Origin of the sequence: Hymenobacter cheonanensis (assembly GCF_030581075.1) — a bacterium.
Lineage (GTDB): Bacteria > Bacteroidota > Bacteroidia > Cytophagales > Hymenobacteraceae > Hymenobacter.
The window spans coordinates 137,352-156,292 of record NZ_JAUQSW010000012.1; the positions used below are offsets into that span (position 1 = coordinate 137,352).

General features: G+C 61.0%; 20 protein-coding genes. 12 read left to right on the forward strand and 8 right to left on the reverse strand.

Annotated elements, in window-relative coordinates; genetic code table 11:
- Positions 1-4 precede the first annotated feature (4 nt).
- The 3 genes from Q5H89_RS19805 to Q5H89_RS19815 all read left to right on the forward strand — a co-directional run bounded on the left by Q5H89_RS19805 (position 5) and on the right by Q5H89_RS19815 (position 2,322).
- Positions 5-583 carry a NuoI/complex I 23 kDa subunit family protein gene (locus Q5H89_RS19805; protein ID WP_305021082.1) on the forward strand — a complete coding sequence of 193 codons (579 nt, stop codon included), beginning with the start codon at positions 5-7 and terminating at the stop codon, positions 581-583.
- A gap of 79 nt (positions 584-662) precedes the next feature.
- A complete protein-coding gene (locus tag Q5H89_RS19810; RefSeq protein ID WP_305021083.1) occupies positions 663-1,169 on the forward strand; it encodes an NADH-quinone oxidoreductase subunit J family protein in 507 nt (168 codons plus the stop codon).
- Positions 1,170-1,287: 118 nt separating this feature from the next.
- Positions 1,288-2,322 carry a phytanoyl-CoA dioxygenase family protein gene (locus Q5H89_RS19815; RefSeq protein ID WP_305021084.1) on the forward strand — a complete coding sequence of 345 codons (1,035 nt, stop codon included), beginning with the start codon at positions 1,288-1,290 and terminating at the stop codon, positions 2,320-2,322.
- A 50-nt stretch (positions 2,323-2,372) separates the two neighbouring features.
- Here Q5H89_RS19815 and Q5H89_RS19820 read toward each other — a convergent pair whose 3' ends face one another.
- Both Q5H89_RS19820 and aspS read right to left on the reverse strand, forming a co-directional pair.
- Positions 2,373-2,744 carry a hypothetical protein gene (locus tag Q5H89_RS19820; RefSeq protein WP_305021085.1) on the reverse strand — a complete coding sequence of 124 codons (372 nt, stop codon included), beginning with the start codon at positions 2,742-2,744 and terminating at the stop codon, positions 2,373-2,375.
- An 84-nt stretch (positions 2,745-2,828) separates the two neighbouring features.
- Entirely contained in the window at positions 2,829-4,592 is a 1,764-nt protein-coding gene (gene aspS, locus Q5H89_RS19825; protein WP_305021086.1) for an aspartate--tRNA ligase, read from the reverse strand.
- 207 nt (positions 4,593-4,799) lie between these two features.
- On the opposite strand from aspS, the gene Q5H89_RS19830 reads away from it, so the two are divergent.
- The 6 genes from Q5H89_RS19830 to Q5H89_RS19855 all read left to right on the forward strand — a co-directional run bounded on the left by Q5H89_RS19830 (position 4,800) and on the right by Q5H89_RS19855 (position 9,860).
- Complete coding sequence (locus Q5H89_RS19830) at positions 4,800-5,240, forward strand: T9SS type A sorting domain-containing protein (protein ID WP_305021087.1); 441 nt, start codon at positions 4,800-4,802, stop codon at positions 5,238-5,240.
- A gap of 186 nt (positions 5,241-5,426) precedes the next feature.
- Positions 5,427-5,975 carry a hypothetical protein gene (locus Q5H89_RS19835; protein ID WP_305021088.1) on the forward strand — a complete coding sequence of 183 codons (549 nt, stop codon included), beginning with the start codon at positions 5,427-5,429 and terminating at the stop codon, positions 5,973-5,975.
- Positions 5,976-6,075: 100 nt separating this feature from the next.
- Positions 6,076-6,531: a nucleoside deaminase gene (locus Q5H89_RS19840; RefSeq protein ID WP_305021089.1), complete on the forward strand. Its 456-nt coding sequence runs from the start codon at positions 6,076-6,078 to the stop codon at positions 6,529-6,531.
- A gap of 99 nt (positions 6,532-6,630) precedes the next feature.
- Positions 6,631-7,239: a superoxide dismutase gene (locus Q5H89_RS19845; protein WP_305021090.1), complete on the forward strand. Its 609-nt coding sequence runs from the start codon at positions 6,631-6,633 to the stop codon at positions 7,237-7,239.
- 182 nt (positions 7,240-7,421) lie between these two features.
- Positions 7,422-8,717: a nucleoside permease gene (locus Q5H89_RS19850; protein WP_305021091.1), complete on the forward strand. Its 1,296-nt coding sequence runs from the start codon at positions 7,422-7,424 to the stop codon at positions 8,715-8,717.
- Between the two features lie 36 nt (positions 8,718-8,753).
- Positions 8,754-9,860 carry an AAA family ATPase gene (locus tag Q5H89_RS19855; RefSeq protein ID WP_305021092.1) on the forward strand — a complete coding sequence of 369 codons (1,107 nt, stop codon included), beginning with the start codon at positions 8,754-8,756 and terminating at the stop codon, positions 9,858-9,860.
- 199 nt (positions 9,861-10,059) lie between these two features.
- Here Q5H89_RS19855 and Q5H89_RS19860 read toward each other — a convergent pair whose 3' ends face one another.
- Positions 10,060-10,467 (reverse strand): nucleoside-diphosphate kinase, encoded by a 408-nt coding sequence (locus tag Q5H89_RS19860; protein WP_305021093.1) that lies wholly within the window; start codon positions 10,465-10,467, stop codon positions 10,060-10,062.
- 239 nt (positions 10,468-10,706) lie between these two features.
- Here Q5H89_RS19860 and Q5H89_RS19865 point away from each other — a divergent pair, with 239 nt between their 5' ends.
- The 3 genes from Q5H89_RS19865 (at position 10,707) to Q5H89_RS19875 (ending at position 13,980) form a co-directional block, all read left to right on the forward strand.
- On the forward strand, positions 10,707-11,762 hold the full coding sequence (locus Q5H89_RS19865) for a DHH family phosphoesterase (protein ID WP_305021094.1): 1,056 nt from the start codon (positions 10,707-10,709) through the stop codon (positions 11,760-11,762).
- A 40-nt stretch (positions 11,763-11,802) separates the two neighbouring features.
- On the forward strand, positions 11,803-12,840 hold the full coding sequence (locus tag Q5H89_RS19870) for an FKBP-type peptidyl-prolyl cis-trans isomerase (RefSeq protein ID WP_305021095.1): 1,038 nt from the start codon (positions 11,803-11,805) through the stop codon (positions 12,838-12,840).
- A gap of 72 nt (positions 12,841-12,912) precedes the next feature.
- Complete coding sequence (locus Q5H89_RS19875; protein ID WP_305021096.1) at positions 12,913-13,980, forward strand: FKBP-type peptidyl-prolyl cis-trans isomerase; 1,068 nt, start codon at positions 12,913-12,915, stop codon at positions 13,978-13,980.
- Positions 13,981-14,047: 67 nt separating this feature from the next.
- Here the strand turns inward: Q5H89_RS19875 and recO are convergent, their stop codons facing one another.
- The 5 genes from recO to Q5H89_RS19900 all read right to left on the reverse strand — a co-directional run bounded on the left by recO (position 14,048) and on the right by Q5H89_RS19900 (position 18,930).
- Positions 14,048-14,773, reverse strand: coding sequence for a DNA repair protein RecO (recO, locus tag Q5H89_RS19880; RefSeq protein ID WP_305021097.1), 726 nt, complete (start codon positions 14,771-14,773; stop codon positions 14,048-14,050).
- A 138-nt stretch (positions 14,774-14,911) separates the two neighbouring features.
- Complete coding sequence (porZ, locus tag Q5H89_RS19885) at positions 14,912-17,293, reverse strand: type IX secretion system anionic LPS delivery protein PorZ (RefSeq protein ID WP_305021098.1); 2,382 nt, start codon at positions 17,291-17,293, stop codon at positions 14,912-14,914.
- Between the two features lie 113 nt (positions 17,294-17,406).
- Positions 17,407-18,030 carry a thymidine kinase gene (locus tag Q5H89_RS19890; protein WP_305021099.1) on the reverse strand — a complete coding sequence of 208 codons (624 nt, stop codon included), beginning with the start codon at positions 18,028-18,030 and terminating at the stop codon, positions 17,407-17,409.
- 111 nt (positions 18,031-18,141) lie between these two features.
- Positions 18,142-18,579: a hypothetical protein gene (locus Q5H89_RS19895; protein ID WP_305021100.1), complete on the reverse strand. Its 438-nt coding sequence runs from the start codon at positions 18,577-18,579 to the stop codon at positions 18,142-18,144.
- Positions 18,580-18,654: 75 nt separating this feature from the next.
- Complete coding sequence (locus Q5H89_RS19900; protein ID WP_305021101.1) at positions 18,655-18,930, reverse strand: 2Fe-2S iron-sulfur cluster-binding protein; 276 nt, start codon at positions 18,928-18,930, stop codon at positions 18,655-18,657.
- Between the last annotated feature and the right edge of the window lie 11 nt (positions 18,931-18,941).

Consider the following 18,941-nt stretch of genomic DNA (forward strand, 5'->3'; position numbering starts at 1 on the left):
GACTATGGAATCGCTAAGCAACCGCGCCAAGAAACTGGAAAAGAAGCCGATGACGCTCGCCGAGCGGGCCTACCTGCCGGCGATTTTTCAGGGCTTGTCCATTACCATGCAGCACTTTTTCCGGGCTGCAACCAAAAAACAGGTTACCATTCGCTACCCCGAGGAGACGCGCCCGTTTTCGCCCGTTTTCCGGGGCCTGCACGTGCTCAAGCGCGATGAGCAAGGGCGCGAGCGCTGCACGGCCTGCGGCCTCTGCGCCGTAGCCTGCCCGGCCGAAGCTATTACGATGGTGGCCGGCGAGCGCAAGAAGGGCGAACAAAACCTCTACCGCGAGGAGAAATACGCCGTCAGCTACGAAATCAACATGCTGCGCTGCATCTTCTGCGGCCTTTGCGAGGAGGCTTGCCCGAAGGCCGCCATTTACCTGCAAGCCGACAAGATGGCACCGCCGCGCTACGAGCGCGACGAGTTCATTTACGGCAAAGACCGCCTGGTAGAGCCCGTATCGCCCGATAACCGCTCGAAGCGCGGCATCCAGCTCACGCCCGAGCAAGCCGAAAAGCTGCGCTCGCAACTGGCCTAGCGCCGCGTGCGGTAAGCTTTCGCTTGCCGATTAATAAAACCACAAGCCGAACGGCGAGCCGAAGCTTACCCTACCTGTTATGTCCCTCTTTCTTTTCCTGTCGTTCGTGGCTTTGCTGAGTGCGCTAGGCGTGGTGCTGGCTAAAAACCCGGTGCACAGCGTACTGTTTCTCATCCTCACGTTCTTCACCCTCTCGGCTCATTACCTCACGCTGAATGCGCAGTTTCTGGCTGCTGTCAACATCATCGTGTACGCCGGGGCCATCATGGTGCTGTTCTTGTTCGTAATTATGTTCTTGAATCTCAACGAGGATACCGAGCCGCATAAGCCAGCCCTAGCCAAAATAGCGGCCACCATTGCGGGTGGCTCGCTGCTGCTCATTATGGTGGTGGCCCTGCGCAATGTGCAGCCGGTGGGCTACGATGCGGCTACCTTCAGCTCGCAGGTGGGCATGGTAGACCGGCTAGGCCTCGTATTATTCAAAGAGTATTCGCTGCCCTTCGAGTTAGCTTCCATTCTGCTACTGGCCGCAATGGTTGGCTCGGTGATGCTCGGCAAGCGCGAGACGGGCGAACGGAATTTTTAAGCGCAACTGCTGTCCAAATGCAAAGCGGCCACTGAGATTTCGGTGGCCGCTTTGCATGTGGGCCAGTCAGTATCTTGCCGACCTAACTTTTGCATACAGCGCTAAAGAAGGTCGCGCCATGAAAAAACAGGCAGTACTTGTCAGCTCAGAAGAAACCGGCCAGCTTGGCGTGCGGCATTTAAAGCGGTTTTGGGCCCAGGCGCTGGCCAAGCGCCAAGGCATCTTGACAGAGCCCGCTGCGCACGATTGGCGCTTCAACAACTTGCTGCTGAATGGGCTAGGCCTGCCGCTCCAGGAAACCATGCGGCACTTGATGCAAGCCGCGCCAACTTTCGAGGAGTTTGAGCAGTGGGTGGTAGCGAAGAACAACGGCCAAATTGCTCCCTTGCGCATCGAGCGCCTAAATAGTGTTTTTGCGGGCAAGCCATATAATGAGCAGCTAGCCGAGCAGCTGCGCCAAATCGAGGCGAGCCCCAATGTGCTGAGCGAGCAGGACTTATCCTGTTGGCAGGAGAATGGGTATGTTATTCTGCGTGGTGCCATTACCAAAGAGCAGGCCCAGGCCACGGAAGCGGCCGTGTGGGAGGCGCTGGAAATGCAGCCTGACAAGCCGGCCTCGTGGTATGAGAAGCCTATCGGCCAAGGCATTATGATGGATTTTTACCATCACCCCACCCTGCGCGCCAATCGCCAGTCGGCGCGCATCCACAAGGCCTTTGCCCAGCTCTGGGGCACGGCCGACTTATGGGCTACCACCGACCGCACCAGCCTCAACCCGCCCGAAACGGCCACTTATTGCCACCAGGGTACGCCGCTGCACTGGGATATGAGCCTGCGCCCGCCGTTCTACTTCGGCACTCAGGGCCTTATTTACCTCTGCGACACCCCGGCCGAGCAAGGAGCATTTCAATGCGTACCCGGTTTTCACCGCCGGCTCGAAAGCTGGCTAGCCGGCCTGCCCACCGGCACCAGCCCGCGCAGCATCGACCTAACCGGGCTAGCCCAGCCCATTGCTGCCGAGGCCGGCGATATGGTTATCTGGCACCACTTCCTTCCCCACGGCAGCAGCGCCAACCGAAGCTCCTACCCGCGCATCGTGCAATACCTCAATATGTACCCAATGGAGTTTAAGGAAAACGTGGAGTGGTTGTAATAAAAACGAAAGGGAGCAACTAATTCCTCAGTCGCCCCCTTTCGTTTTCATTAAAACTTTGGAGCAAGCTCGTTTATATACATTTTCAATGTACGAACGTCAATATCTAATTCGCGCAGGTTGAATTTTGCCAGTTCTTGATGCTGATTGAACCGGTTAAGGAGTACTAAATAAGTAGAAACAGAACGATAACCCAATTCCATCTTCACAATTGGGAGAGTTCTTCCCCAAGGCAAGAAATCTGTTTTGACGCTCCATATACCTTGTCGACCAATTTTTATTTGAGGTCCCTGCTGACGAAAGCGTTTGACTGCCTGCCACAATGAAAATACGCCGAGTAGTGGCCAAAAGAGGCCTAGCCAGCTTTTTATCCAAAATGAGAGTATCACGCCGCCGATAAACAAAAAGAATCCGAATACCAAATCGAATAAAATAGTACCCTGCGAGTAGCCTATGCGGTATTCGTAAACTATTTCAGCCGGCTTGAATCTTCGGCGCTTCATACCCTACTTCACTATCACATCCGTTTTGATACTCAGCTCCGTCAGCTGCTTATCCGAAATCGGCGAGGGCGAGTCAATCATCACATCACGGCCCGAGTTGTTTTTAGGGAAGGCGATGAAGTCGCGGATGCTGTCGGCGCCGCCGAAAAGCGAGCACAGGCGGTCGAAGCCGAAGGCGATGCCGCCGTGGGGCGGCGCGCCGTACTCGAAGGCGTCGAGCAGGAAGCCAAACTGGGCCTGCGCCTCCTCGGGCGAGAAGCCTAGCAGTGAGAACATGCGGGCCTGCACTGCCCGGTCGTGGATGCGGATGGAGCCGCCGCCCACTTCCACCCCGTTGATAACCAAGTCGTAGGCATTGGCGCGGGCCTGGCCGATGGTATCGGGATTATCAAGTAGGTGCAGGTCTTCGGGCTTGGGCGAGGTGAAGGGGTGGTGCATGGCGAAGTAGCGGCCCTCCTCTTCGATATACTCCAGCAGCGGAAAATTGACGACCCACAGCGGGGCGAAGGTGTCCTTATCGCGCAGGCCGAGGCGCTGGCCCATTTCGAGGCGCAGCTCGCTCAGGGCTTTGCGGGTTTTGTCAGCCGGGCCAGCCAGGATGAGCAGCAGGTCGCCTTCATTGGCATTGAAGACGGCTTTCCATTTCTGCAATTCTTCCTGCGAGTAGAATTTATCGACCGACGACTTCACCACGCCGCCGGCTTCCACGCGAGCGTACACGAGGCCGGTGGCACCTAGCTGCGGGCGCTTCACGAAATTGGTCAGCTCGTCGAGCTGCTTGCGGGTGTAGGCGGCGCAGGTGGCAGCGTTGATACCCACCACCAGTTCGGCGCTGTCGAAAACCGGGAAGCCCTGGCCTTTTACCACGTCGTTCAGCTCCACGAACTTCATGTCGAAGCGCACGTCGGGCTTGTCGTTGCCGTACCAGCGCATGGCGTCGGCGTATTCCATGCGGGGCACGGTGGGGAAATCAAGGTTCTTAATTTCCTTGAACAGGTAGCGCACCAGGCCCTCGAAGGTGTTGAGGATGTCTTCCTGCTCCACAAAGGCCATTTCGCAGTCAATCTGCGTGAACTCGGGCTGGCGGTCGGCGCGCAGGTCTTCGTCGCGGAAGCACTTCACAATCTGGAAGTAGCGGTCGAAGCCCGACACCATGAGCAGCTGCTTGAACGTTTGGGGCGACTGCGGCAGGGCGTAAAACTCGCCGGGGTTCATGCGCGAGGGCACCACGAAATCGCGGGCGCCTTCGGGCGTGCTTTTGATGAGCACGGGCGTTTCTACTTCGATAAAGTCCTGGCCGTCGAGGTAGCGGCGCACGGCCTGGGCCATGCGGTGGCGCAGCATCAGGTTGTTGCGCACGGGCGTGCGGCGCAGGTCGAGGTAGCGATACTTCATGCGCAGCTCGTCGCCGCCGTCGGTGTCGTCTTCGATGAGGAAGGGCGGCAGCTTAGCAGGATTAAGCACTTCTAGCTTTTCCACGCGCACTTCAATGTCGCCGGTCGGAATATGCGCGTTTTTGGAGTAGCGCTCGGCCACTTTGCCGGTTACCGATACTACAAACTCGCGGCCCAGCGTGCGGGCTTTTTCGCGCACCGCCTCGCTTTCCACGCCTTCTTCGAGGGCTAGCTGCGTGATGCCGTAGCGGTCGCGCAGGTCAATCCAGAGGATGCCGCCTTTGTCGCGGGTGCGCTGCACCCAGCCGACTAGGGTGACGGTTTGGCCGACGTGCTCTTGGCGAAGCTCGCCGTTGGTGTGGGTTCTTAACATAAACCGCAGATTTAACGGATTTAACGGATTTCGCTGATACGCCTGCTGCGCAGGCTGGCTATTCGCTGGTGAGAGGGGCCTTTTGGAGACAGGCCGCACAGGGGCAAAGTTAGTTCGGGTTGGGGGCCGCAACCGTTGGGTTTGGTATGAAGTATGCAAAAGCAGGCTTTGCGGCGCTGGTGCGCGGCATCTTTTTCTCTCTTTGATATGAAATTTCTTTCTTCGCTGGCCCTGGCGGCCGCTTTGCTCGCGGCCGGTGCGGCCCAGGCCCAAACGAAAGTCAAGACCAAAAACAAGTACGACGGCGGCACCGAGATTAAAACCAAAGGCGAAGCGCCGGCCGTGACGCTTGACGGGCCCATCAAGCGCGTCGAAACGCTTTCGGGCATCGACATTTTCCCGAAGCCCAATTCTAACAGCGTGATGCTCAGCTTCACGCAGCAGTTTACCAAGCCCGGCACGCTGGTGATGACCGACTACAAAAATAAAGTCGTTTATCAGCAAGCGCTCGACCCGCAGAACAATACCGGCGAGCCCGTAGACCTGGGCCACATCCAGGCGGGCACGTACCTGGTAGAAGCCAAAACCGGCAACTACCTGTACTGGAAGAAGGTACGCATCAAATACCCCACGGTGGTGCACCGCTAGCCGCTTTTTGCCTACTACAAACCCGTCATGCTGCGCTTGCCGGAGCATCTTGCTCGTTCCGCTAGGATATAACCTGACGGTATGGGCAAGATGCTGCGGCAGGCGCAGCATGACGATTCGGTTTTTTGCAGGTTGCATCCTCTCTTTTCCTTCGCCCGTTCGCTAGCCCGTATTTTTGCCTTGCTTATGAAAACCTTGCCCTTGCTCGCCGCTACCCTCGCCCTCACCAGCTTTGCCCCGAGGCCCAAGCTGACGACCGTGAAGCTGGCGCCGGGCTTGTCGGTAGCCATGCCGGTGGGGTTTGCGCCGCTGCCCGACGCGGCCATTGCCGTCAAGTTTCCGTCGCCGCGCAAGCCGCTGGCTGTGTACAGCAACCCTAGCGGGCGTGTCGATTACAGCGTATCGGTGCGGCCCACCACGTTTGGGCCCGATTACAACGTGCTGCTGCCCATGTACAAAGCCAGCGTGCAGCGCCTCTATACCAAGGTCGATTTCCTGACCCAGGAGGTGCGCAAGGTGAATGGCCGCGACATGGTAGCGCTGGAGTTTGTTTCGACCATGAGCGACAGCCGCCGCGGCACTAACGCCCTGGCCCCCATCAAAAAGTACGAATACGTCGAGTACGCCGTGCAGGGCCAGCAGCTGTACGTATTCTCCTTTTCGGCCCCGGCCGAGGAGCAGGCGCAGTGGCGCCCGGTGGCCCAGGCCGCCCTTGGCGACATCAGCCTGAAGTAGCTCGTATCGTCGTCATGCAGAGCGCAGCGAAGCATCTCGCGTGGCGCAGTAATTCCTGCCGTTAGCAACGATGCGAGCGAGATGCTTCGCTACGCTCTGCATGACGATGCCAATTAATATCCTCACCGACGACTACTTCATGCGCCAGGCCCTGGCCGAGGCGCGGCGGGCGCTGGCGGCGGGTGAGATTCCCATCGGGGCGGTGGTAGTGCTCGATGGCGTGATAATTGGCCGGGGCTACAACCAGACCGAGCAGCTGCGCGACGTAACGGCCCACGCCGAAATGCTAGCCCTCACGGCCGCCGCCAACTACCTGGGCAATAAATACCTCACTCACTGTACCTTATACGTGACGGTAGAGCCCTGCGTGATGTGCGCCGGGGCTAGCGCCTGGGCCCAGCTCGGGGCGGTAGTGTTTGGCACCGACGAGCCCAAAACCGGCTACCGGCGGCACACCCTGGGGCTGCTGCACCCGCGCACCAAGGTGCGGGCCGGCGTATGCGCTGCCGAATGCACAGCCCTTATGCAGGACTTTTTTAAAGAGAAGCGGGGCTAGCCTACTTTTGGGGGCGCCCGGCGGGCGGCCGTAACCCCGGCGGCCCGTTGGGGGTTATACCTGTACCTACCCATCTTTTCACTTTAAAACACCCGCATCATGGCTTTTGAACTGCCCAAGCTGCCGTATTCCTACGACGCCCTCGAACCCACGTTTGACGCGCAAACCCAGGAAATTCACCACACCAAGCACCATCAGGCCTACGTTACCAACCTCAACGCCGCTATTGCGGGCACCGAGTTTGAAAACCAGAGCCTCGAAGAGATTCTGCACAATATTGCCAAGGCTAGCCCGGCCATCCGCAACAACGGCGGCGGCCACTGGAACCACTCGCTGTGGTGGACCATCCTGAGCCCCAACGGCGGCGGCCAGCCCACGGGCGCAGTAGCCGACAAAATCAACGAGGCCTTCGGCTCGTTCGACAAGTTCAAGGAAGAATTCACCAAAGCCGCTACCACGCGCTTCGGTTCGGGCTGGGCCTGGCTCTGCAAGCAGCAAGATGGCTCGCTGCAAATCTGCTCGACCCCGAACCAGGACAACCCGCTGATGCCCGACACCGGCTGCAAGGGCTTCCCCATCCTGGGCCTCGACGTGTGGGAGCACGCCTACTACCTCAAGTACCAGAACAAGCGCCCCGACTACATCGCGGCCTTCTTCAACCTCATCAACTGGGACCAGGTTAACAAGAACTACGAAGCGGCCAAGTAGCCCGCGCTACCTGCCGCTAGCCCTCCTGCCCGCGCAGGAGGGCTTTTTTGTGCCCTAGCGGCACCTGAGTGGGCGCTTACTCTTGTTACCCCAATGCTACGCGCCGGGCGCCGCGCCTGCCGAAAATAGTGTAACTTTAGGCGCAAAAGCCCCTTTTCCGAAATTTTAACGCTTTGCCTGCCATGAGCATCAAGCTGCGTCTTACTATCCTGAGCTTCCTTCAGTTTTTTATCTGGGGCGCGTGGCTGATTACGATTGGCGCGTACTGGTTTCAAACCAAAAACTGGTCGGGCGCGCAGTTTGGCGCCATTTTTTCCACGATGGGCATCGCGTCCATCTTCATGCCCTCGCTCATGGGCATTGTGGCCGATAAGTGGGTGAATGCCGAAAAGCTCTACGGCGTGCTGCACATTTGCGGCGGTATCACGCTGTGCACCATTCCGTTGGTTACCGACCCGGGCCTGTTCTTCTGGATTATCCTGCTGAACATGATTTTTTACATGCCCACGCTCTCGCTCTCCATCGCCGTGTCGTACTCGGCCCTGAAAACCCAGGGCCTCGATGTGGTCAAGGACTACCCGCCCATCCGGGTGTGGGGCACCATTGGCTTCATTGCGGCCATGTGGACGGTTACGTTCCTGGGCTTCGAGAAATCGGCCAATCAGTTTTACGTAGCCGCCAGCGCCGCGCTGCTGCTAGGCGTGTATGCCTTCACGCTGCCCGCCTGCCCGCCGCCCTCGCAGGGTGCCTCGGGCCGCTCGCTGGTCGATGCGCTAGGCCTCAAGTCGTTTGCCCTGCTGCGCGACCGCAAGCTGGCTACCTTCTTCGCTTTTGCCCTGCTGCTCGGGGCTGCTTTGCAGCTCACCAACGCCTACGGCGATACCTTCCTGCACGACTTCGACAAAGTACCGGCCTACCGCGATACGCTCTCGGTGCAGCACCCGGCATTCATCATGTCGATTTCGCAAATTTCGGAAACGCTCTTTATCCTCGCCATTCCCTTCTTCCTGCGGCGCTTCGGCATCAAGCAGGTGATGCTGTTCAGCATGGTGGCCTGGGTGTTGCGCTTCGGCCTGCTGGCCTTCGGCAACCCGGCCGGCGGCCTCTGGATGATTATTCTCTCGTGCATCGTGTACGGCATGGCCTTCGACTTCTTCAATATCTCGGGCTCGCTGTTTGTCGAAACCCAGACCCAGCCCAGCATCCGGGCCAGCGCCCAGGGCTTGTTTATGATGATGACCAACGGCTTCGGCGCCGTGCTGGGCAGCTCCATCAGCGGCCTGGTTATCCAGAATTATTTTACTACCTGCCAAATGATTAATGGCAAGGAAGAATGTATTAAAGACTGGCACGGCATCTGGCTAGCCTTCGCGGCCTATGCCCTGGTAATTGCGGTGCTGTTCGTGTTCATTTTCAAGCACAAGCACGAGCCGCAAGCGCTGGAAAACAAATATTCTGAGCCGGCCGTGGCAGCCTAATGGCCGGCCCTGCGCCCGGCTCTCTTGCCTGATTTAATGAGTATTTCCCCTCCGCCCCCAGCGGCTAGCCCCGATTTTTCGACGAGCTACAACCAACACGGCTTCCAGCCGTCCACGTGGTTTTATACAATGTTTGGCGAGCTGCCGCGCCGCGAAATCTACCAGCTCGTGACGGCCGACGCCCGCAAAACGGTACTCGCTGGCCTAGCCGAAACGCACGATATCGACCAGATTACGGTGGTGCAGTCGGTGTTTATCGAGGAGGCCGACAAGGCACCCGAGTGGCAGTTCTACGCCCTCTCGCCCGAGCCGCACACGCTGTTGTTCTTCAGCATCGTGAGCAGCTACGGCGACCAGAGCGCCACGCTCTACTACTCGCCTCGCACCGACCCTAGCGCCCTGGCCCGCCTGCGCGGCCTGCTCGTGGCCCAGCTCGAAAGCGGGCAGGTAGAGCGCCAGCGCATTCAGGTGCTGCGCCTGATGGGTAGCGACCTGGCTTTTTCGCCGCTGCCCATTAAAATTCCGGCGCTCGACCTTGCCACCAACTACAACGACGACCTGCTGCCCGTGCACGAGGCCATCGTGAAGCGCCTGCAAAAGCCCGACGACAAGGGCCTCGTTATCCTGCACGGCCCGCCCGGCACCGGCAAAACCAGCTACATCCGCCATCTCTGCGGCCTCACCGATAAGCCCAAGCTGTTCATTCCGCCCAATCTGGCGCTGCGCATCGCCGACCCCGAGTTTATCAACCTGCTGCACGATAATACCAACTCCATCCTGCTCATCGAGGATGCCGAGGAGCTGCTCACCAAGCGCGACGCCACCGGCAGCAATGCCGTGAGCAACCTGCTCAACCTCAGCGACGGCCTGCTGAGCGACGGCTTCCACATCCAGATTATCTGCACCTTCAACGCCGACCTGGCGCGCATCGACAAGGCGCTGCTGCGCAAGGGCCGCCTTATTGCCTCCTACGCCTTCGAGGCCCTGGCCCAACCCAAAGCCCAGACCCTAGCCACGGAACTCGGCCAAACGGTGCCCGTGACCGAAGCTATGTCCTTGGCCGACATCTATAACCGCGAAGATGCTACCTTCGTGAGCGAGCCCAAAGGCGGTGGCCGCATCGGCTTTGGCCGGGCTAGCTAAGCTCGGCAATACAAATTTGGTACAAAAAAAGTCTGATTTGAGTATAAATAAAAAGCCGCTCTGCACGATGCAGAGCGGCTTTTTAAGCTTTTATCCCGTCTGTCATGCTGACGAAGGAAGCATCTTGCTAGGGCAGCACGGCTTACACCAACTAACCTAAGAGATGCTTCCTTCGTCAGCATGACAAGCGGTAGCCAGCTTATTTGCCGAAGTAGAACTCACCCTCAATCTGGGCGTTCTCGTCCGAATCCGAGCCGTGCACGGCGTTGGCTTCGATGCTCTTCGCGTATTTCTTGCGGATGGTACCTTCCTCGGCGTTGGCCGGGTTGGTGGCGCCGATGAGGGTGCGGAAGTCAGCCACGGCGTTGTCTTTCTCGAGGATAGCCGCCACGATGGGGCCGCTCGACATGTATTTCACGAGGTCGTTGTAGAAAGGACGCTCTTTGTGCACGGCGTAAAATTCGCCGGCGCGCTCAGGCGTCAGGGTCACTTTCTGAAGCTCCACGATGCGGAAGCCGCCCTGTTCAATCATGCTCAGGATGCCACCGATGTGGTTGTCGGCCACGGCATCGGGCTTAATCATCGTGAAGGTGCGGTTGGTTGCCATTCTTAAAAGAAAATTTAGTTGATGGCGCAAAGGTAGGAGCAGAATGCCGTGGCGCTAGCCGCAGGGCGTTTTGGGGCGGCCAGCACCCCTAGCCAGCCCATTGAGGCAGCGCGCTTTCCCGAACCTTCACGCGGGGTTCAGTTGTTGAAACCCAATTCCTGCCGACCTTTGCCGGCCGTTTGCGCTGGGAATTACTCCCGGCGCTTTTTCTTCGCATTCGCAGGCCATTCACGTCGTCGATGTTTCCTTCCGTATCCGAGTTGCAAGCGCTGCTGGCCGAGCCCAAGCAGATTTTTATTACCACCCACCACAAGCCTGATGCTGACGCACTGGGCTCGTCGCTGGCCTGGGCCACGTACCTGAAGAAAAAAGGCCACTCCGTGACCGTCGTTACGCCCTCCGATTACCCGGCTTTCCTCAACTGGATGCAGGGCAACGACGAGGTGGTGGTGTACGAGCCGCGCCAGAACGACCGCCAGGTGCGCGACCTCGTGAACCGCGCCGACTTGCTGTTCTGCCTCGACTTTAATTGCCTGGGCCGCATCAACGAGCTGGGCGAGTACGTGCGCCGGGCGCCGGGCACCAAGGTGCTCATCGACCACCACCAGCGCCCCGAAAACTTTGCCGACGTCAGCTTTTCGGAACCTACGGCGGCGGCCACCGCCGAGCTTATTTTCGAGATTATCCGCGACCTGGGCGACCAGGCGCTGATTGACCAGGGCATGGGTGAGGCGCTTTACGCCGGCATCATGACCGACACGGGCTCGTTTCGGCACCCTAGCACCTCGCGCAACGTGCACCTCATCATTGCCGAGCTGCTCAATGCCCACATCGACCTGGCGTCGGTGCATCGCCGCATTTACGACTCGCACTCCGAAATTCGGCTGCGCTTCCTTGGGTATATTTTGAAGGATAAGCTCGTGGTACTGCGTGAGTTCAACACGGCTTACATTGCCGTGACCAAGGAGGAGCTGCGCGAGTACGAGAGCAAAACCGGCGACACCGAAGGCCTCGTAAACTACGCGCTCAGCATCGAGGGCATCGTGCTGGCGGCGGTGTTTATCGACCGCAGCTCGGCCGTTAAAATATCGTTCCGCTCGGTGGGCGACTTTTCGGTTGCCGATTTTTCGCGCAACCATTTCGACGGCGGCGGGCACCACAACGCCTCGGGCGGCGTCAGCACCGAGTCGCTGGATGCTACCGTGGAGCGCTTTGTGGGCTTGCTGCCGCAGTACCAGGCCCAGCTACTCGGCACGCCCGCCGAGCCGGTGGTAGTTGCGCCGCCCGTGGCCTAACTTTGGGGCTGGTTCGTCTCTTTTCCAACTTTTGTTTTTCATGCAGTTTTCTCTTCGGCCCGGCGCGGCCCGGCACCTGGCCCTGGCGGCGGGCGTGCTCAGCGCAGCTTCCTTCCTGTCATCGTGCAATAAAGGCGGCGGCGATTATGCCAAAACCAAGTCGGGCATCGAGTACAAGATTTTCAAAAAAGACGGCACCGGCTACTCGCCCCGCGAGGTGGCCGGCGGCGAAGATGCCACCTACAAGGACCGCGTGGGCAAGGTAATGTCGGCCCACATCGAGTACCGCACGGCCGGCGACTCGGTGATGATGAAGTCGCGCGAGCGCCAGTTTGGCATTCCGGTGCGCATTCCGCTTGAGGCCCTCACGGCCAAGCAGCTAGGGGCTGAGCCCGAGGCGTTTTCGTTGCTGCAGCCCGGCGACAGCGGCGTATTCCGCTTCAACGCCGACACGCTGTATAAGCGCAACGCCCACCAGCTAGCCCCCGCCAACCTCAAGAAGAAAGGCAACTACATCATCCTCACGGTGAAGGCCGTGAACCTGCAAACCCGCGACGCCGCCATGGCCGAGGCGATGGCCGACCAGCAGAAGATGATGGCCGAGCAGCAGCGCCAGATGCGCGCCTACGCCGAAACCCAGGATAAAGCCGACGATGTAACCTTGCAGGATTACATGAAGAAAAACAACCTGACCAACGCCAAGAAGGACCCCAGCGGCGTGTACATCATCACGACGCAGCCCGGCACCGGCCCCAACGCCAAAGCCGGCCAGACCGTGACGGTGCAGTACCGCGGCTTGCTGCTTGATGGCAAAGAGTTTGACGCCAGCGCCAAGCACGGCGGGCAGCCGTTCTCGTTCCCGCTGGGCCGCGGCCAGGTAATTCCGGGCTGGGATGCCGCTTTGCAGCAGCTTAACAAAGGCAGCAAGGCTACCATCCTCATTCCGTCGTCGCTGGCTTATGGCAAGCAGGGCTCGCCGCCCGCCATCCCGGCCAACTCGCCGCTGCGCTTCGATATCGAACTCACCGACATCACCAACGCGCCGGCTGCTATGCAGGCCCCGCCGGCCGGCCGCTAGGCTGCCGCTTCGATTTTTAGTTTACTTGCCGCCGCGCCACCTGGCGCGGCGGTTTTGTTTTATTCCTTCGCCATGCGCTTTCTCCTTTTCCTGCCGCTGGCCGCGCTGCCGGCCCTGGCCCACGCCCAAACCGCCCCCACGCCCGGCTTCGAGCGCCTGCCCAGCGGCACCGAGTACCGCCTGTTTCGGCGCGACGCGGCGGGCCGCTACGTGCCCCGGCCGCTGGGGGCCGCCCCTAGCCCCACCGACACCTCGCGGGCCGGCCAGTTTATGATGCTGCACATGAGCTACCTCACGGGCCGCGACTCGGTGCTGCAAAGCACGCGGCAAATGACCCACGGCCAGCCGGTGCCCATGCCCCTGGCCGCCGGCTTCCGCAAGGGTTCGCCCGAGGAGGCGCTGGCAATGCTGCAACCCGGCGACAGCGCGGTGTTTCGCATCCCGGCCGACTCGCTGTTTCGGGGCCGGCCAGTGCCAGCTGAGCTGCGGCGCAGCGGCAACGTGCTGGTGCTACAGGCCACGGCCGTGCGCATGGTAGACCAGGCCACGGCAATGGCCGCCGCCCAGCGCCTGCAGCAAGACGTGCAGGCCGAGCAGCAGCGCCGCGCCCGCGCCCACCAGGCCGAGCAGGCACCTAAAGACAACGCGGCCATTGCTAAGTATTTAGAAGACAATAAGCTGACCGCGACAGCCAAAAAAACCGCCGGTGGCACCTGGTACGTTATTACCAAGCGCGGCACCGGGCCGCTGCCCCAAACCGGGCAAACCGTGAGCGTGCGCTACCGCGGCACGGTGCTGGCTACCGGCAAGGAGTTTGACTCCTCGGCAAAGCACGGCGGCGCACCCTTCGACTTCGTGCTGGGCACGGGGCAGGTTATTCCGGGTTGGGACCAGGGCATTGCGATGCTGCCCAAAGGGAGCACGGCCACGCTACTCATTCCGTCGTCGCTGGCCTACGGCACGCGCGGGGCCGGGGCCGACATTCCAGCCGATGCCAACCTGCGCTTCGACGTGGAGCTAGTGGATGTGAAAGGCGCTGCTACCACGCCGGCTAAAAAGCCGGCAGCCAAGCCCGCCGCAAAGCATACGGCCAAGCCTGGTACCAAAGCAGCCACCCCGCACAAAACCACCAAGAAATAGCCGCTAGGGAGCTACTAACCAAACGGGCCGGAGGCAGGTGAATACCCTGGCCCCGGCCCGTTTGCTATTAGCCCCCTAGCACTTCACTCAGTATTTCCAGCGACTTGACTTCGCCCAAATTTTCGACGTGGAGCTGGTAGTAGCGGATAACAACGGCTAGCAGCTCGCGGCGCACCACGCCATTGGGAAGGGTGACGGCGGCCGGCGTGCGCAGCAGCTCATCGAAGTAGTGCTCGAACTCGCGCAGGCGCAGCGTAGCCGGGCCGCTGCCGAAGTAGCTGCCCGTGGGCGCGGGGCCGGCCATCGCCACCTGGTCGATAAGTTCGCCGCCGGTTTCGACGCCAAAGCCCAGGTAGCTGGCCAGGTGCAGCAGGAACAGCAGCGCGAAGTTTTCGACCCCTACCTCCTGCTGGTCGAAGGCCAGGATGGAATCGTGCAGGAAACGGAATAGCGACACGTTCTCCTCTTCCTCGCGCACCGACTTGCTCACGACCTCGCTCAGGAACAGCGCCACGCTGCTTTTGCGCACCTCGTAGGGCAAGGAGCGAAACGGCTCGGCGCACCGAAACTCGGCTAGCCGGGTGAGGCCGCCGCCCTGGCGCGGCACATAGGCCACTAACTCTAGCAAAGTAAAGGGCTGAAACAGGGCAATGCGCCCCGGTGGCTTGGCCCGGCGCACACCATTCACGAGGTAGCTCTGCACGCCGCGCTGCTCGGTGTACACGCGGGCGATGATACTGGATTCGCGGTATTTAAGGTAGCTGAGGACGATACCGCGGGTTTTGATTAGCATAGCGTAACTAAGGGGAAGTCGCAAAAAGGCAGCTCGCTGCCGGAGGAAGCACCTTCCCCGGCAGGAATTTCTTAACACGGATACGGGCAGGATGCTTCCTTCGGCAGCCTGGACACCGGTTTTCTTTGGTGCCCTACCCTAGCGGCTAAGTACGGCCACTTTGCTTACGCAGGTATTTTTGCCTTCGGCATCGGCGGTGAGCACCAGGTACACGCCTGAGCGCACGCGGCGGCCGTCGGTGTCGGTGAGGTTCCACGTCACGGTGCCGCCCGCGGCGCGAGTGCTATACACGAGGTGGCCGGCCACGTCGGTGATGCGCACCTGGGCATTGTTCACCACGCCGCTAATGCCCACGGTGCCCGCAAACTCGGGCCGCACGGGGTTGGGCGATACCTGGGCGCAGCTAGGGGCCCCGTCGGTGACGCTGGCCGAGCCCCGGTAGCTGACTACGCCGGCATCGGTGGCCACGAAAACCTCGCCGGTTTTGTCGTTCACGGCCACATCCACGATGCTGTTGCTGGGCAGCGGCGAGTTGGCGGTGGTGAAGTTGAGCAGCGCCTCGGTGCAGTCGGCGCTGAACAGCCAGAGGCCATTGGGCGTGCCAAACCACTTGCGGTTGGCCCCGTCGATGGCAATGCAGCGCACCGTTTCGTTGTAGAGCGCCTGAAAGCCGGTGCCCGTGCCGCGCGTGACCACGGGCTGGCGAAACGCGCCCTGGCTGGTGCCGCTGGCCGCCGCGCTCAGCAGCTGGCTAGGGTCGTTGTAGACGGCCACGCCGGCCCCGGTACCCACCCAGATATCGCCGCTGCGGTCGCGGGCAATGGCGTATAACAGGTTGCTGGGCAGCCCGTTGCTGGTAGTAAAGTAAAATTGTCGCTGCGTGATGGTATCAAAGGCCACGAGGCCTAGCCCACCCCGGCGCGACTCGGTGGCCCAGGGGTTACCAAAATTATCAATCGCAATGCGGTCGAGGTTTTCGAAGCCCGGGTAGGCGGGCGCGGCCGTCCAGGTAGCATTGCTGGGCCGGAAGCGCAGCAGCCCCGGCACGCCCGCCTGCTGGTGGCGGTTGACGACCCACACGCGGCCGCTGTTGGGGTCGGCGGCCACGTCGGTTACGCGCACAAAATCGAGGTATTTGGCCGCATAGTTTGGGTCGGAGGGCAGCAGGGCAGTGCGCAGTGGCGAGCCGGGCGTGCCCTGCGTAAACTGCCGAAATTGCCCCGGGCCCTTCCATTCGAGCAGGCCGTTGCCGTAGCTGGCAATGTAGAGCGTGCCATCGGGCGTGCGGGTGCCGTGCGAGAGGTCGCGCAGGTTGGGAAAATCGGTGCGCGAGGGGTAAGTCGTGGCCGTATAGTTGGTCCACTGCCCGGCTTTGTATTCGTAGAAGCCATTGAGCCTATCGAGCTGCAAGCCGCTATCGCCCGAGTAGCCGCCGCTGAACACGTCCACCGTATTGGTGGCCGCATCGGCCAGCAGGCCGTAGGCGTCGGGCCGCTCGGGCGCGTTGGGCTGAATAAGCTCGGGCGTCGCCGTGCCGGAGGAGAAACGCAGCAGCCCTTTGTCGTAGCTGGCCACGTAGTACGAGCCATCGGCCTGGGCCACGGCATCGGTCACGAGGCTGCCCACGGCCGCTACGGGCAGCACGTCCGTCACTACGCCGGTTCGGGCGTCGAAGCGCCGCAAGGGGCTGCCCGCCTGGGCCACCAGCAGCTGGCCGGCGCTCACGCGCAGGCGGCGCATTGCGGTGCCGTAGCTGTTGGGCGAGTAGCGCCAGGCGCGGGCCGGGCCCACGCCGGCCAGGTAATCGATGCTGCGAAAATCGCTGCCCGCCACCACGTGTCCCCGGTAAGCTACCAACTGCGAGTAGATTTGGGCCGCGTTGCCGGGGTTCGGCATTTCGGTCGTCCAGCTGCGGTAGTCGAGCAGGTTGATGGCCGAGCTGATGCGCCCCCGCAGCACGCCGGCCGAAGTGGCGGCATAAATGGTATCGTGCAGCACAGCCGTGGCGTAAGCGCTCACCACCTGCCCACCCGCGCCAATGGCGCTGTAGGTATCGCGCACTTCGAGTTTGGCCAGGTCCAGCACCACGAGGCCTAGGTTGGTACCCACGTAGGCAAGGCCGTTGTAAACCTGCACCTGGTACACGGTTTTGGCACTGGTGCTGGTTTTGCGTAGCAGGTCGGTGAGGTTGCGCACCGCGCCGCTAGCGCCCACCACGTCGAGGTTGCCGTTGCGGTAAGCTACCACCAGCTGGGCCGAGGCCGAGTCGTAGGCCAGGGCCGCCACCCCTACGTCGCTGAGGCCATCGCGGTGCGAGAGCAGCTGCGTGGTGTGCAGGGTCTTATCGTAGAAATAAAACGACGACTCATCGGCCACGTAGAGGCGGTTGCCGGCATCGGCCAGGCTCAGCGGGTGCCGGGCGGGCAGGTGCAGCTGCCAGTCGCCGTAGGCCGCCTGGCCCCAGGCCCGGGCGGCCGTCAGCAGCCCTAGCAATAAAACCCAAGCGGAAAAACGCGGCATAAGCAAGGTGCAGTAAGCAAGTATCAAAGGGCAAGTAACGACGCGCGGGCGGCAGTCAGTATGGCGCGGCGCTGGCCCCAGCCGCCGGGGGTTTTCGCTAGGGCCGCCGGGCGCTATTGCTTCCCGATAGCGGCCTCGTTGCCCGTGGTCTTAATGGTTTCGCCGGCCAGAAAGCAGGGGCGGCAGCGGGCTTCGTAGCTGTCGGTTTCGCCGAGCAGAATTTGCTTTTCGCTGGCCGCGATGCGGTACGAATAGGCCGCCAGCTCACCGCAGCACACGCACACGGCGTGCACCTTGGTCACAAACTCGGCGGTGGCCAACAGCGCGGGCATGGGGCCGAAGGGCCGGCCCAGATAGTCCATGTCGAGGCCCGCCACAATGACGCGGGTGCCCTGGTCGGCGAGCTGCTTGCAGACTTCGACCAGGCTTTCGTCAAAAAACTGCGCCTCGTCGATGCCCACTACATCGGTGGCGCCACCGGCTAGCAGCAGGATTTCGCTGGGCGACTGCACCGGCGTCGAGCGGATGCTGGTTTGGTTGTGGCTCACCACATCCTGGGCGTGGTAGCGGGTATCGAGGGCTGGCTTGAAGATTTCGACCCGCTGGCGCGCAATGCGGGCCCGGGTGAGGCGGCGAATCAACTCCTCGGTTTTACCCGAAAACATGGAGCCGCAAATGATTTCCAGCCAGCCCCGGTGGCGCGGAAAATCGGAGTAGCGGCGGGGTTCGGTAAACAAAATGCGTTAAAAGTTATGAGTTAAAAGTTATGCGTTGACTGCAACTGCATAACTACTCGGCTAGCGATGATAACTCATACAAAGTACGGCACTGCCTGCTTAGCTGAACTACTACTGGAGCTGAATCAGGCTGACCAGCCGGCCCTGGGCCGTGTATACCAAGCGTAATCGGCTACCCACCCGCAACTGCTCATGCAATTTGGGCTCAACTTCAAGTTGGTAGTTGTCGCCAGGCGCCAGCCGCACCCAGCACTTGGAAAATAGGTGGTCCTTCTCGCGCACTTCAAACTCCCCCACTAATCGGTAGCCGGGTGGGCCATCGCGCCAGGGCCGCCAAGCTACGGTATAGATGAAGTGGCTACCTACCAGCACCACCACGCCAAAAGCAACCCAAAAATTCATTGGCGGCTTCGGGCGAAAAAAAGGCCGGCGAGGTAACTCCGGCAGCAGTGCCGCACCTAGCACCATTCCAGCCACAATGAGTATGGCCCGGTTAAAGGCCTCCCGGCCGGTTAAGGCGGGCTCCTGATACGGCTCGCGGCGAAACAAGGCTTCAAAATTGGCGGGTAGCGGAAAGGCCATACGAGCACTAATGATGGATATAACTCCTGAAGGGGAACTACCTCAAGGCAGCACGTCGGGCAGCACCCGCGCCTGGCAGGCTAGCCGCTCGTGCGGGCCCAGGCGGCCGGCTTCGCGGTAGCGCAACTCGGGCGCGGTGGGTGGGGTAAGAAACTCGGCGCCGGCCAGCACGCGCACCCGGCAGGTGGTGCAGCGGCCTTTGGCCCCGCAGGCGTGCCACCAGTCGTGGCCGGCCGCGTGGATGGCAGCCAGCACGGTGCGGCCCGCGGGCACATCGAGCGGAGGGCCGGGCAGGCCCAGAATGGTCAGCAGGGGCATTTTGTGGCTAA

What these genes read in the sequence shown, in the direction of transcription:
- Q5H89_RS19805 (WP_305021082.1), top strand. Translation starts at nt 5, where the DNA reads ATGGAATCGCTAAGCAACCGCGCCAAGAAACTGGAAAAGAAGCCGATG.
- Q5H89_RS19810 (WP_305021083.1), top strand. Translation starts at nt 663, where the DNA reads ATGTCCCTCTTTCTTTTCCTGTCGTTCGTGGCTTTGCTGAGTGCGCTA.
- Q5H89_RS19815 (WP_305021084.1), top strand. Translation starts at nt 1,288, where the DNA reads ATGAAAAAACAGGCAGTACTTGTCAGCTCAGAAGAAACCGGCCAGCTT.
- aspS (WP_305021086.1), bottom strand. Translation starts at nt 4,592, where the DNA reads ATGTTAAGAACCCACACCAACGGCGAGCTTCGCCAAGAGCACGTCGGC.
- Q5H89_RS19830 (WP_305021087.1), top strand. Translation starts at nt 4,800, where the DNA reads ATGAAATTTCTTTCTTCGCTGGCCCTGGCGGCCGCTTTGCTCGCGGCC.
- Q5H89_RS19835 (WP_305021088.1), top strand. Translation starts at nt 5,427, where the DNA reads ATGAAAACCTTGCCCTTGCTCGCCGCTACCCTCGCCCTCACCAGCTTT.
- Q5H89_RS19840 (WP_305021089.1), top strand. Translation starts at nt 6,076, where the DNA reads ATGACGATGCCAATTAATATCCTCACCGACGACTACTTCATGCGCCAG.
- Q5H89_RS19845 (WP_305021090.1), top strand. Translation starts at nt 6,631, where the DNA reads ATGGCTTTTGAACTGCCCAAGCTGCCGTATTCCTACGACGCCCTCGAA.
- Q5H89_RS19850 (WP_305021091.1), top strand. Translation starts at nt 7,422, where the DNA reads ATGAGCATCAAGCTGCGTCTTACTATCCTGAGCTTCCTTCAGTTTTTT.
- Q5H89_RS19855 (WP_305021092.1), top strand. Translation starts at nt 8,754, where the DNA reads ATGAGTATTTCCCCTCCGCCCCCAGCGGCTAGCCCCGATTTTTCGACG.
- Q5H89_RS19860 (WP_305021093.1), bottom strand. Translation starts at nt 10,467, where the DNA reads ATGGCAACCAACCGCACCTTCACGATGATTAAGCCCGATGCCGTGGCC.
- Q5H89_RS19865 (WP_305021094.1), top strand. Translation starts at nt 10,707, where the DNA reads ATGTTTCCTTCCGTATCCGAGTTGCAAGCGCTGCTGGCCGAGCCCAAG.
- Q5H89_RS19870 (WP_305021095.1), top strand. Translation starts at nt 11,803, where the DNA reads ATGCAGTTTTCTCTTCGGCCCGGCGCGGCCCGGCACCTGGCCCTGGCG.
- Q5H89_RS19875 (WP_305021096.1), top strand. Translation starts at nt 12,913, where the DNA reads ATGCGCTTTCTCCTTTTCCTGCCGCTGGCCGCGCTGCCGGCCCTGGCC.
- recO (WP_305021097.1), bottom strand. Translation starts at nt 14,773, where the DNA reads ATGCTAATCAAAACCCGCGGTATCGTCCTCAGCTACCTTAAATACCGC.
- porZ (WP_305021098.1), bottom strand. Translation starts at nt 17,293, where the DNA reads ATGCCGCGTTTTTCCGCTTGGGTTTTATTGCTAGGGCTGCTGACGGCC.
- Q5H89_RS19900 (WP_305021101.1), bottom strand. Translation starts at nt 18,930, where the DNA reads ATGCCCCTGCTGACCATTCTGGGCCTGCCCGGCCCTCCGCTCGATGTG.